General features: G+C 73.7%; 11 protein-coding genes. 7 read left to right on the top strand and 4 right to left on the bottom strand.

Going from position 1 to position 12,695, the window contains the following annotated elements:
• Positions 1-4: 4 nt before the first annotated feature.
• Together K7G60_RS11265 and K7G60_RS11270 are read right to left on the bottom strand one after the other, a co-directional pair.
• Entirely contained in the window at positions 5-919 is a 915-nt protein-coding gene (locus K7G60_RS11265; protein ID WP_225800698.1) for a carbohydrate kinase family protein, read from the bottom strand.
• Positions 916-1,929: a pseudouridine-5'-phosphate glycosidase gene (locus tag K7G60_RS11270; RefSeq protein ID WP_225800699.1), complete on the bottom strand. Its 1,014-nt coding sequence runs from the start codon at positions 1,927-1,929 to the stop codon at positions 916-918. The genes K7G60_RS11265 and K7G60_RS11270 overlap by 4 nt, the downstream gene beginning before the upstream one ends.
• A gap of 275 nt (positions 1,930-2,204) precedes the next feature.
• Here K7G60_RS11270 and K7G60_RS11275 point away from each other — a divergent pair, with 275 nt between their 5' ends.
• The 4 genes from K7G60_RS11275 (at position 2,205) to K7G60_RS11290 (ending at position 6,528) form a co-directional block, all read left to right on the top strand.
• The gene (locus tag K7G60_RS11275; RefSeq protein ID WP_225800700.1) at positions 2,205-2,561 is read left to right on the top strand and encodes a cupin domain-containing protein; all 357 of its coding nucleotides are present in this window, start codon (positions 2,205-2,207) and stop codon (positions 2,559-2,561) included.
• A gap of 310 nt (positions 2,562-2,871) precedes the next feature.
• Positions 2,872-4,212, top strand: coding sequence for a discoidin domain-containing protein (locus tag K7G60_RS11280; RefSeq protein ID WP_225800701.1), 1,341 nt, complete (start codon positions 2,872-2,874; stop codon positions 4,210-4,212).
• Positions 4,212-5,525, top strand: a complete 1,314-nt coding sequence (locus K7G60_RS11285; RefSeq protein WP_225800702.1) for an MFS transporter — start codon at positions 4,212-4,214, stop codon at positions 5,523-5,525. The genes K7G60_RS11280 and K7G60_RS11285 overlap by 1 nt, the downstream gene beginning before the upstream one ends.
• Before the next feature lie 22 nt (positions 5,526-5,547).
• Complete coding sequence (locus K7G60_RS11290) at positions 5,548-6,528, top strand: hypothetical protein (RefSeq protein WP_225800703.1); 981 nt, start codon at positions 5,548-5,550, stop codon at positions 6,526-6,528.
• 17 nt (positions 6,529-6,545) lie between these two features.
• Here K7G60_RS11290 and K7G60_RS11295 read toward each other — a convergent pair whose 3' ends face one another.
• A complete protein-coding gene (locus K7G60_RS11295) occupies positions 6,546-7,838 on the bottom strand; it encodes an MFS transporter (RefSeq protein WP_225800704.1) in 1,293 nt (430 codons plus the stop codon).
• A 67-nt stretch (positions 7,839-7,905) separates the two neighbouring features.
• Complete coding sequence (locus K7G60_RS11300) at positions 7,906-8,484, bottom strand: methylated-DNA--[protein]-cysteine S-methyltransferase (RefSeq protein ID WP_225800705.1); 579 nt, start codon at positions 8,482-8,484, stop codon at positions 7,906-7,908.
• 334 nt (positions 8,485-8,818) lie between these two features.
• On the opposite strand from K7G60_RS11300, the gene K7G60_RS11305 reads away from it, so the two are divergent.
• The 3 genes from K7G60_RS11305 (at position 8,819) to K7G60_RS11315 (ending at position 12,688) form a co-directional block, all read left to right on the top strand.
• Positions 8,819-9,742 (top strand): MHYT domain-containing protein, encoded by a 924-nt coding sequence (locus tag K7G60_RS11305; protein WP_225800706.1) that lies wholly within the window; start codon positions 8,819-8,821, stop codon positions 9,740-9,742.
• 71 nt (positions 9,743-9,813) lie between these two features.
• Positions 9,814-11,958, top strand: coding sequence for an excinuclease ABC subunit UvrB (gene uvrB, locus K7G60_RS11310; protein ID WP_225800707.1), 2,145 nt, complete (start codon positions 9,814-9,816; stop codon positions 11,956-11,958).
• A gap of 151 nt (positions 11,959-12,109) precedes the next feature.
• Positions 12,110-12,688 carry a TerD family protein gene (locus K7G60_RS11315; protein WP_041128672.1) on the top strand — a complete coding sequence of 193 codons (579 nt, stop codon included), beginning with the start codon at positions 12,110-12,112 and terminating at the stop codon, positions 12,686-12,688.
• Positions 12,689-12,695 lie beyond the last annotated feature (7 nt).

Genomic DNA, 12,695 nt, shown 5'->3' on the forward strand with positions numbered 1-12,695 from the left:
CCGGTCAGCCGACGGCCGGGTCCGCCGGGGGTCTGCCGCCCACGGTGGTGACCGCCTCCGCGCCCGCGCGGCAGCCCGCCTCCGCTGCCCGCGCCGGGTCCGCGCCCGTGAGCCGCGCGGCCAGGAACGCGCCGGTGAACGCGTCGCCCGCGCCCGTCGAGTCCACCGGCCGCACCGGCGGCGCCGCCACCCGCGCGGTGACCGCGCCGTCCTCGGCGACCAGCGCGCCCGCCGCCCCGAGGGTGACCACGACCAGCGGGAAACGCCGGCTCAACTCCGCTGCCGCCGCCTCCGGTTCGCCGCACCCGGTGAGCGACCGGGCCTCGTCCGCGTTGGGCAGCAGCGTCTCGGCGCCCTCCGCCGCCGCGAGGAACCGGTCCGCCCCCAGCTCCGCCAGGAACCCCGCGGAGGCCGGGTCCACGCTCACCGGAACCCCGGCGTCCCGTGCGTCCCGCAGCGCCCGGCGGGCCGTCTCACGGCTGGGCGCGGCGAAGAACAGGTACCCCGAGAGGTGCAGCCTGGCCACGCCGTCGAGCAGCCTCGCTGACCAGTCGGCGGGGGAGAGGCGCAGCGCGGCGCCGCTGTCCGTCAGGAAGGTGCGCTCCGACGAGCCGTCGACGAGCGCGATCACGGTGGCCGTCGCCGCCTCCGCGTCCCGGACGAGCAGGGGGCGCACGCCCGCCCCGCGCAGCGCCCGCTCGTGCCAGTCGGCCGCGTCCGTCCCCACCCGGCCGAGCAGCCGCACGTCGGCCCGTCCCGAACGCACCGCCCAGCAGGCCGCGTTGGCCCCGGCGCCGCCCGGGAGGGTCCGGATCTCCGCCGCCGTGTCCGTGGCGGGGGCGAGCGGGGTCCGGTGCCGGGCGACGACGTCCGTGACCACGTCCCCGACGACGAGCAGCGCGCCTCCGGCCCGGGTCACCGGCCGTCGGCGCCGGCCGCCGGGGCGCGGTGCGACCCGGTGTCACGGGCGCCCGTGCCGGAAGCCGCCGCACCGCCGGCCCCCGTCCCCGCCGCCCGGCCCGTCCCCGTCGCGTACGCTCCCGCGATGCCCGCGGCGAGCCGCACATTGCCGCGCACCGCCGCGAGGTTGGCCTCCAGGGAGGCTCCTTCCGTGTGCACCATCAGGTATTCGAGGAGGAACGGCGTCACCGCCTGCCCGGTGATGCCCTTCTCCTTCGCCGCCGCCAGGCCCTGCGCGAGCACCCGGTCGTGCAGCGCGGGGTCCAACTGCTCGGCCACCGGGACCGGGTTGGCCACGACGAGCGCGGCCCGCGGGCCGCCGAGCGCGTCCTGCGCGCGTATCACCCCGGCCACCTCCTCCGGGGTGCGGAGGGTCCAGTCGACGGGCTCGCCCGAGGAGGAGAGGTAGAAGCCGGGGAAGCGGTCCGTGCCGTAGCCGACGACCGTCACCCCCAGGGTCTCCAGGCGCTGGAGCGTCGCGGGCACGTCGAGGATCGACTTGACCCCGGCGCACACCACGGTGATCCCGACCCGGGCGAGCAGCCGCAGGTCGGCGGACTCGTCCTGCGTCTCGCTCCACTCGCGGTGCACACCGCCGAGCCCGCCCGTCGCGAACACCCGTATGCCGGCCGCGTCCGCCAGCCAGGCCGTCGCCGAGACCGTCGTCGCCCCCGTCACCCCGGTCGCCAGGGCGGGGGCCAGGTCGCGGTGGCCCAGCTTCCGCACCGACGGGTCCTCGGCGATGCGGGTCAGTGCCGCCCGGTCGAGGCCGATCCTGGCCGTGCCGTCGATCACCGCGATCGTGGCGGGGACGGCGCCCCCGGCCCGTACGGACTCCTCCAGCTCCGCCGCCACGGCGAGGTTGCGCGGGCGCGGCAGGCCGTGGGCGATGAGCGTCGATTCCAGCGCGACGACGGGCCGGCCCTCGTGGAGCGCTTCCCGTACCTCTTCGGACACCTGTGTGGACATGTGTGATTCCTTGGCGCGATCACCGGCCCCGCAAACCTCGTCGGCGACCTCCCGCCACACCCGGAGAGGCACCTGCGGAATCCGTGACGGGACGCCGGACGGGGGCGGCGACGACGGTCGCGGCACCCTTGGGACGCCGCTCCGGAGGGCCGGTGCGGATTTCGTCGCCGTCGACGGTCCTCGGCATCGCCCCTGGTGGGAGCCGGAACGGAGGCCGTTCTTCCAGCGGATCCCGGCCTCGAAAGGCCCTCGGGGCCCGGCTACAGTCACCGCCCATGACGACTCATGAGCTGCCTTCCTTCGCCGTGCACATCCCCGACGCGGAGCTCGAGGCCGAGCCCCTCGACCCCGGCCAGATCGTCTCCGGCACGCCCGAGGTGACGGGCAAGGTGCTGTGGGAGTCGGCCGACGGCAAGCAGCTGCGCGGCATCTGGCAGATCACGCCCGGCGTCGTCACCGACACCGAGGCCAACGAGCTCTTCGTGGTGGTCTCCGGGCGGGCGACCGTCGCCGTCGAGGGCGGCGAGACCCTGGAGATCGGCCCCGGCGACGCGTGCGTGCTGCGGGAGGGCGACCGGACGACCTGGACCGTGCACGAGACCCTGCGCAAGGCGTACCACATCAGCCTCTGAGGGCTCCCGAACCCCTGAAGTCCGGGCGGGGGAGGGGGAGTCGGGAGTCTGGTAGGAAACCTTCCTGTCCGCTATCCTCCCGGCAGCGGCTTGGCGCGGCGCCCCGTCCAAGGGGGCGTGACGCGCTCAGCGAGAGCTCTGACCCGGCCGCCGAGCACCACCCCGCCGTGTGGCGCCCGAATCGCCACCCGGCCGGTCGCCCGTGTCCGTCCCCCGCGGCACGGGCGCCCCGGCCCGCACCCCGGGCCGGTCCGTGGTGCGCCGCACCGGTGTCCAGCTCTCGCCGACCCCAGGCCAGGGAGCCCCAGGTATGCGCCCGTTCGCCTCCGCCCCACCACGCCGCTCCACCGACCGACTGCCCCTCGTCCTCACCGCCGTGCTGCTGCTCGTCGGCGGACTCCTGCTCGCCCTCCCGGACCGGGCCGGAGCCGCCGCCGACACCCTGATCTCCCAGGGCAGGCCGGCCACGTCCTCCTCCGTCGAGGACTCCACCTTCGGTCCGGAGAAGGCCTTCGACGGCATCTCCACTACCCGCTGGGCCAGCACCGAGGGCGTCGACCCGCAATGGATCAAGGTCGACCTCGGCCCCTCTGCCACCGTCTCCCGCGTCAAGCTCGTCTGGGAGGTCGCCTATGCCAAGGCCTACCGCGTCGAGATCTCCGCCGACGGCACCACCTGGACCCGCCTCGCCACCGAGACCGCGGGCAACGGCGGCACGGACGACTGGACCGGGCTCACCGGCACCGGCCGCTACCTGCGCGTCTACGGGACCGCGCGCGGCACCTCGTACGGCTACTCGCTCTACACGGTGGAGGTCTACGGCACCACCGGCACCACGCCCCCGCCCACCGGTGCCTTCACCGTGGTCGCGGCCGGCGACATCGCCGCCCAGTGCACCGCCTCCAGCAGCTCCTGCGCCCACCCGAAGACCGCCGCGCTGGCCCAACGGATCGCGCCGTCCTTCTACCTGACGATGGGTGACAACCAGTACGACGACGCCCGTCTCTCGGACTTCCGCAACTACTACGACAAGACCTGGGGCGTCTTCAAGGCGCAGACCCGGCCCGTGCCCGGCAACCACGAGTCCTACGACCCGGCCGGCGCGTTCTCCGGCTACAAGTCGTACTTCGGCGCGATCGCCTACCCCCAGGGCAAGCCCTACTACAGTTACGACCAGGGCAACTGGCACTTCGTCGCCCTCGACTCCAACACCTTCGACGACGCCGCGCAGATCCAGTGGCTCAAGGACGACCTCGCGCGGAACACCAAGGGCTGTGTCGCCGCCTACTTCCACCACCCGCTGTACTCCTCCGGCGGCCACGGCAACGACCCCGTCTCCAAGCCCGTCTGGCAGATCCTCTACGGGGCCAAGGCCGACCTCGTCCTCAACGGACACGACCACCACTACGAGCGCTTCGCCCCGCAGGACCCGAGTGGACGGGCCACCGCCGACGGCATCGTCGAGATCGTCGGCGGCATGGGCGGCGCCGAGCCCTACGACATCGAGACGGTCCAGCCGAACAGCCAGAAGCGGATCAGCGGGACGTACGGCGTCCTGAAGCTGGACCTCACCGACACCACCTACACCTGGCAGTACGTCGGCACCGACGACCAGGTCAAGGACTCCGGACCGACCTACACCTGCCACTGATGTACCTCGCGACCACCGGTCGCCGGGACGCGCCGCCCCGCCCCACCGGGGCCCGGCGGCGCGTCCCCGGCACCGTCCTCGTCCTCGGCACGGTCAGCCTCGTCACCGACGTCTCCTCGGAGATGGTGACCGCCGTCCTGCCGCTCTACCTGGTCCTCGGACTCGGCCTCTCCCCGCTCCAGTTCGGCCTCCTCGACGGCCTCACCACCGGCGCCACCGCGCTCGTACGGCTCCTCGGCGGCGCCGGCGCCGACCGCGGCGGCCGCCACAAACAGGTCGCCGGGCTCGGCTACGCCCTCTCCGCCTGCTCCCGGCTCGGCCTCCTCCTCGCCGGCGGGGCGACCGGCTGGATCGCCGGCGCCCTCGCCGCCGACCGGCTCGGCAAGGGCGTCCGCACCGCCCCGCGCGACGCGCTCATCACCCTGCACAGCCCGCCCGAGGACCTCGGCCGCGCCTTCGGCACCCACCGCGCCATGGACACCACCGGCGCCCTCCTCGGACCCCTCGCCGCCTTCGCCCTGCTGTGGGCGACGGCAGAGGCCTACGAGACGGTCTTCGCCGTCAGCTTCTGCGTCGGCGCGTTCGGCGTGCTGCTCTGGCTGCTCTTCGTCCCCGGACGGCAGCGGGGGCCCGCCCGGCAGCCGGGCGACCGGGAGACGCGAGCGAAGGCCCCGGCGGCGCCACGCGCGCGTGGCGTACTCCTCACGGCCCCGCGCTCACCCGCGTACCGCCGGATCGTGCTCTGCGCCGCCCTCCTGGGCGCCGCCACCGTCGGCGACTCCTTCCTCTACCTGCTGCTCCAGCGGCGCCTCGACCTCGACGCCACCTGGTTCCCGTTCCTGCCGCTCGGCGCGGCCGCCGTCTATCTGCTGCTCGCCGTCCCGGCGGGCCGCCTCGCCGACCGCTTCGGACGCCGCCGGCCCCTCCTGTACGGGCACGGGGCCCTGCTCCTCGCCTACGGACTGCTCCTCGCCCCCGTGCCCGGCGCGGCGGCCCTCGTGGGCGTCCTCCTCCTGCTCGGGGTCTTCTACGCCGCCACCGACGGCGTCCTGATGGCCCTCACCGCGCCGTTCCTCGCCGAGGGACGGCAGGCCGGCGGCCTCGCGGTCGTCCAGACCGCGCAGGCGCTCGCCCGGCTGGGCGCCGCCGTCGCCTTCGGCGCCGTCTGGACGGCGAGCGGACCGGGGACGGCCCTCCTGGTGGCGCTCCTGGCCCTCGCAGGGGCCCTGGGCTGCGCCGCCCGTCTGCTGCCGTCCGGGCCGGCTCCCGAAGGGAAGCGCGCCAGGACCGTCGCCGAGGAGAGCACGCCGTGACCGTCGCCGAAGGGAGCACGCCGTGACCGTCCTCGCCTCCACGCGCGCGCGTGTGGGGATCCTCGTCCTCGCCCTCCTGCTGCTCGGCGGCGGAGCCACCGCCTACACCCTCCGCGCGGCCTCCGGGCGCGCCGCCGCCGGCGGGACCGCCGAACCGGGCTTCACCCTGGACGGCGGCACCGGAGCGCTCTACGTCCGGGACACCGCGAGCGGACGCGTCGCGCGCGTGGACCCGGCCGCGCCCGGCGGACGGGTGGCGGGCGGACCCTCCTGCGACCGCTTCCACGCGGCCGGTTCCACCGCCCTCTGCCTCCAGCGGCGGCCGGGCGTACCGGCCCGCTCGTACGTCCTCGTGCTCGACGGCCGGCTCCGCGAGGTCCGCCGCATCGCCCTGCCCGGCATCCCCAGCCGGGCCAGGGTCTCCGCCTCGGGGCGCATGCTGGCCTGGACGATGTTCGCCACCGGCGACTCGTACGCGCGCTCGGCCTTCTCCACCCGCACCTCGATCCTCGACCTGCGCACCGGCTACCTGGTGAAGAACATCGAGCAGATCCCGCTCACCCTCGACGGCCGCCGTCACCACGCCCCCGACGTCAACTACTGGGGCGTCAGCTTCGCCGCCGACGACAACCGCTTCTACGCCACCGTCTCGACGGGCGGCCGCACCCGGCTCGTCGAGGGCGACATGCGGAACTGGTCCGCCCGGACCCTGCGGGAGAACGTCGAATGCCCCTCGCTCTCCCCGGACGGGACCCGGATCGCCTTCAAGAAGAGGGTGTCCGACGGCCCGCGCGAGCCGTGGCGGCTGTACGTGTACGAGCTGCGCACCGGGCGCGAGCACCCCGTCGCCGAGCGGCGCGGCATCGACGACCAGGCGCTGTGGACGGACACCGGCACCCTCGCGTACGGATACGGGGGAGCGGTCTGGTCGGTGCCCGCCGACGGCACGGGCGCCCCACGGCGGCTGGCCGGCGGGGCCTCGTCCCCGGCGGTGCCGCGCTGAGGCCGGGAGCGGTCGGCTCAGGCCTTCCGGAGGGCGCCGCGCAGCGCGAGCGCCGCCATCGGCAGCAGCAGGCACGCGGCGATCGCGTTCAGCGGCCCGTAGCCCGCCTGCGAGACGATCAGGCCCGCCGCGAGGCCGCCGACCCCGGCGGCCGTGTTCATCACGAAGTCGGAGAGCCCCTGGACGGCGGCCCGAGCGGCCTGCGGCACCGAGTCGGTGAGCAGCGCCGAACCGGACACCAGCCCCGCCGACCAGCCGAGACCGAGGACGAAGAGCCCCAGGGCGGTCCGGCCGTGGGACGGCCCCGCGGTGCCCGCTATGAGCGCCGCCGTCCCGATGAGACCGACCGCGAGCCCGATCACCGAGAGCCGGCCGAGGCGGTCGGACAGCCAGCCCATCAGCGGCGAGAAGGCGTACATCCCGGTGATGTGCCCGCTGATCACGAGCCCGATCAGCTGGATGCCCGCGCCGTGATGGGTGAGCGCCACCGGGGTCATCGACATGATCGACACCATGGCGGTGTGCGAGCCGGCGATGGTGACCAGGGCGAGCCGTGCCCGCGGGGACTTCCGCACCGCTTCCGTCCCGGCCCGCAGGGAGCGGCCCTTCCCCGCCTCGCCCGGCTCCGCGGCCGACAGCGCGCGGGCGGTGAGCAGCGGGTCCGGGCGCAGCAGCACGGCCACCACGGCCGCCGCGAGCACGAAGACGCCGGCGGCCCAGACGAACGGGCCGGCGGCGGCCGGGACGCCCAGGTCCGAGACGCTCTTCCCGGCGGGCGCGGCGACGTTCGGGCCGAGCACCGCGCCGATCGTGGTCGCCCACACCACCGTGGAGATGGCCCGGGCCCTGCGGTCCGGTTCGGCGAGGTCGGCGGCGGCGAAGCGGGCCGCCAGGTTCGCCGAGGACCCGGCGCCGAAGCCGACGAGGCCGAGGAGCAGCACGGGGAAGTTCCCGAGGACCGCCCCGAGCACCACCACACCGGCGCCCAGCGCCGCCAGCAGGTAGGCGAGGACGAGTCCAGTCCGGCGCCCCCGCGAGGCCATCAGCGTGGCCAGCGGCATGGCGAGCAGCGCGGAACCGGCCACCGACGCCGTCGACGCGAGACCGGAGAGCGCCTCGGTGCCGCTGACGTCCCTCGCCAGGACGGCGGCCAGGGCGAAACCGATGGCGATGCCGAGGCCTCCCAGGATCTGGGTGGCGATCAGCGCGGCCTGAATCCGCCGACGGAGCGCCGGCAGCTCGGCGGGGGCGACGGGGGCGGATATGCCGTCGGGCACGGTGGAGTCAGGGGCACTGGGGGTGTGGGTCACTTACGTGAGTGTGCCAGCCGTCCCATCTGATGGGAACGCCCCCTCCTTCCTCCAGGGCCGGCCGTGCTCAGAAGAGCGGTGCCGGCAGTACCCCCTCCAGGGCCAGCAGCCGCCGCTTCGTCTCCAGACCGCCGCCGAACCCGCCCAGACCGCCGTCGCTCTCCACCACCCGGTGGCAGGGCACCACGACCGGCAGAGGATTGGCGCCCATCGCCGCTCCGACCGCCTGCGCCGCGCCCGGCTGCCCCACGCGCCGTGCCAGCTCCCCGTACCCGACGACCGTGCCGTACGGCACGCCCGTCGCCAGCTCGCGCAGCACCTGCCGGTTGAAGCCGGTCGTCAGGCTCCAGTCCAACGGCAGGTCGAGACGGTCCGGCTCGCCCGCGAAGTACCGGTCCAGTCGGCGTACCGCCTCCGCGAGCCGTCCCGAGGCGCACTCCACCGGCTCCGCGCCGAGCTGCCCCGCCAGCCGGTCGAGCATCCGCTCCCGCCGCGCCGCGTCGGCGTGGAACTCGACCCGCACGAGCCCCCGCCCGGTCGCGGCGAGGAGGAGCGGCCCGACGGCGCTCTCCACGACCGTCCACTCCACCGTGGCGTCCCGCTCCCGGCCGCCCGGCCCCGCCGCCGCCCCCGTGTCGATGTCCATGCCGCCCACCGTACGACCCGCCACCGACAACGCGGCCCGGAGCCGTCACCGACCCCGTGGTCCGGAGTCGTTCACCGGCAACGCGACCCGGCGCCTCCCCGGCGGCACGGTCCCCGCCCGTCGGGGACAAGCCGGTCCGGAACCGCCGCCGACCACGCGGTCCGGAGCCGCCACCGAGATCACGGACCGGTCTCGCTCCGGTCTCGCGCGTGGAAATTCCCCGGTCACATGGTCGCCGGGTCCCGGGCGCGCCATAATCTCGCCCCGGTAGTACTACCCAGCGGTACCGACTGTTTTCGGACGACGTTGCACCAGGGGTGGAGGGCACACGCTCATGCAGGGCACGGTCGACGGATTCAGCTACGGGCTCGTCACGCCGGTGGCCGCCTTTCTCATGGCCTGCCTCGGCGGCGCCCTCGGCCTGAGGTGCACCACCAGATCGCTCCGGCACCACGACACCTTCAAGGCGGGCTGGCTCGCCCTCGGCGCCACCTCGATCGGCACCGGCATCTGGACGATGCACTTCATCGCCATGATGGGCTTCTCCGTCGCGCAGGCGCCCATCGACTACGACCGTCCCATCACCTTCGCCAGCCTGGGCGTCGCCGTCCTCATGGTCGGCATCGGCATCTTCATCGTCGGCTACCGCGGGGCGACCGCCCTCACCCTGGTCACCGGCGGCACCATCACCGGCCTCGGCGTCGCCACCATGCACTACCTCGGCATGGCCGGTATGCGCTTCCAGGGCAGGATCGAGTACGACACGGTCACCGTCGCCCTCTCCGTGGTCATCGCCGTCGTGGCCGCCACCGCGGCCCTCTGGGCGGCCGTCTCCGTGCATGGATTTCTGGCCAGTCTCGGCGCGAGCCTGGTGATGGGCGTCGCCGTGAGTGGTATGCACTACACCGCCATGGCCGCCGTCAGCGTCCACCTGCACGGCACCGGGGCCCGCGCCGGAACCGGCGACACCGCCACCTCGCTCCTCCTGCCCATGCTGATCGGCCCGGCGGTCTTCCTGATCCTGGCCGCCGTCGTCGTCATGTTCGACCCGCTGCTCGTGATGGGGGACCCGGACTGGCAGCGGCCCGCCGCCCGGACCCCGCACCGCCCCGGCGTGCCCGCGCCGCGCCACGTCCCGTCCTACGGCGAGCCCGCCAACTGGAGCGCCCGCCCCGCCGGCCGCCCCGCCGGCCGCGCCGCCGGCCGGGCCGCCCGGAGGGCCGTCCCGCGCGGCGGACACCGTTCCCAGGACTGGTGACGGGACGCCCGGCACCCGGGCGGTGAGCCGATCACCGCCCGACTGTCGGTGCCGGGTCGTACGGTGGTTGCATGCGGCCCGTTTCCAAGATCGAACGTTCGGTGGCGCCCTTCGAGGTCGTCAGCGAGTACCAGCCCAGCGGCGACCAGCCGACCGCCATCGCCGACCTCGAGCGGCGCATCCGCGCGGGCGAGAAGGACGTCGTGCTCCTCGGCGCCACCGGCACCGGCAAGTCGGCGACCACCGCCTGGATGATCGAGAAGCTCCAGCGCCCCACCCTGGTGATGGCGCCGAACAAGACGCTGGCCGCCCAGCTGGCGAACGAGTTCCGCGAGCTCCTGCCGAACAACGCCGTCGAGTACTTCGTCTCGTACTACGACTACTACCAGCCCGAGGCGTACGTCCCGCAGTCGGACACCTACATCGAGAAGGACTCCTCGATCAACGAGGAGGTGGAGCGGCTCCGCCACTCCGCGACGAACTCCCTGCTCACCCGCCGGGACGTCGTCGTGGTCGCCTCGGTCTCCTGCATCTACGGCCTCGGCACGCCCCAGGAGTACGTGGACCGGATGGTCCCGCTCAAGGTCGGCGAGGAGATCGACCGCGACCAGCTGCTGCGCCGCTTCGTCGACATCCAGTACACCCGCAACGACCTGGCGTTCACCCGCGGCACCTTCCGGGTGCGCGGCGACACCATCGAGATCTTCCCGGTGTACGAGGAGCTCGCCGTCCGCATCGAGATGTTCGGCGACGAGATCGAGGCCCTCTCCACCCTCCACCCGCTCACCGGCGAGGTCATCAGCGAGGACCGCCAGCTGTACGTCTTCCCCGCCAGCCACTACGTCGCCGGCCCCGAGCGCATGGAGCGGGCGATCAACGACATCGAGCGCGAGCTGGAGGGCCGCCTCGCCGAGCTGGACAAGCAGGGCAAGCACCTGGAGTCCCAGCGCCTGCGGATGCGCACCACGTACGACATCGAGATGATGCGGCAGATCGGCTCCTGCTCCGGCATCGAGAACTACTCGATGCACTTCGACGGCCGCGAGCCCGGCTCCGCGCCCAACACCCTCCTCGACTACTTCCCGGAGGACTTCCTCCTCGTCATCGACGAGTCGCACGTCACCGTGCCGCAGATCGGCGCGATGTACGAGGGCGACGCCTCCCGCAAGCGGACCCTGGTCGACCACGGCTTCCGGCTCCCCTCCGCCCTCGACAACCGCCCGCTGAAGTGGGAGGAGTTCCAGGAGCGGATCGGCCAGACCGTCTACCTCTCCGCGACCCCCGGCACGTACGAACTCTCGCGCGGCGACGGCTTCGTCGAGCAGATCATCCGTCCCACCGGACTCGTCGACCCCGAGGTCGTCGTCAAGCCCACCGAGGGCCAGATCGACGACCTGGTCCACGAGATCCGGCTGCGCGCCGAGCGCGACGAGCGGGTCCTCGTCACCACCCTCACCAAGAAGATGGCCGAGGACCTCACCGACTACTTCCTGGAGCTCGGCATCCAGGTGCGCTACCTCCACAGCGACGTCGACACCCTGCGCCGCATCGAGCTGCTGCGCGAGCTGCGCGCCGGCGAGTACGACGTACTCGTCGGCATCAACCTCCTCCGGGAGGGCCTCGACCTGCCCGAGGTGTCCCTGGTCGCCATCCTCGACGCCGACAAGCAGGGTTTCCTGCGCTCCGGGACCTCCCTCATCCAGACGATCGGCCGCGCCGCGCGGAACGTGTCGGGCCAGGTCCACATGTACGCGGACCGGATCACCCCGGCGATGGAACAGGCCATCGACGAGACCAACCGGCGCCGCGAGAAGCAGATCGCGTACAACACGGAGCACGGCATCGACCCGCAGCCGCTCCGCAAGAAGATCAACGACATCGTCGCGACCATCGCGCGCGAGGAGATCGACACCGAGGAACTGCTCGGCACCGGCTACCGGCAGGCGAAGGAGGGCAAGGGCGCGAAGGCCCCCGTGCCCTCGCTCGCCGCGCACGGCCCCACGGCCAAGGGCAGGGGCAAGGGCGGCAAGGCCGGCGCCACCGTCGAGCTCGGCGACCGGCCCGCCACCGAACTGGCCGCTCTCATCGAGGAGATGACCGACCGGATGCGTGCCGCGGCGGCCGAGCTGCAGTTCGAGGTGGCGGCCCGGCTCCGCGACGAAGTGGGGGAGCTGAAGAAGGAGTTGCGCCAGATGAAGGAGGCGGGACTCGCCTGACCGGCGAGGGTCGGCGGCGGTCCGGTGTGTTGCAAGACCGACACAAAACCGGACCGCGCCTCCGCGGTGTCGGTGCCGCTGCGTAGGGTGCTCGACAACCGCACGCACCGGACAGCGGGCGCGGGGAAACGCCAACGAGAGGGGCAAGCGCGTGTCGGTCAACATGACCAAGGGTCAGGCCATCAGCCTGGAGAAGAGGGGCGGGGGCAGCCTCAGCCAGGTGCGGATGGGGCTCGGCTGGCAGGCGGCGCCGCGCCGCGGCCTCTTCGGCTCGCGCACCCGGGAGATCGACCTGGACGCCTCGGCCGTCCTCTTCGCCGAGAAGCAGCCGGTGGACGTGGTCTTCTTCCGCCACCTGGTCAGCGACGACGGCTCGGTCAAGCACACGGGCGACAACCTCGTGGGCGGCGCCGGCCAGGGCGGCGACGACGAGGCGATCCTCGTGGACCTGGAGCGGGTGCCGGTCCACATCGACCAGATCGTCTTCACGGTGAACTCCTTCACCGGCCAGACGTTCCAGGAGGTGCAGAACGCCTTCTGCCGGATCGTCGACGAGACGAACGGGCAGGAGCTCGCGCGCTACACCCTCGACGGCGGCGGCAACTACACCGCGCAGATCATGGCGAAGGTGCACCGGGTCGGCTCCGGCTGGCAGATGACGGCCTTGGGCAACCCGGCCAACGGCCGCACCTTCCAGGACCTGATGCCCGCGATCCTGCCGCACCTGTAGAGGGCCC

The organism is Streptomyces sp. NK15101 (assembly GCF_020400725.1).
In the GTDB taxonomy this organism is placed as follows: domain Bacteria; phylum Actinomycetota; class Actinomycetes; order Streptomycetales; family Streptomycetaceae; genus Streptomyces.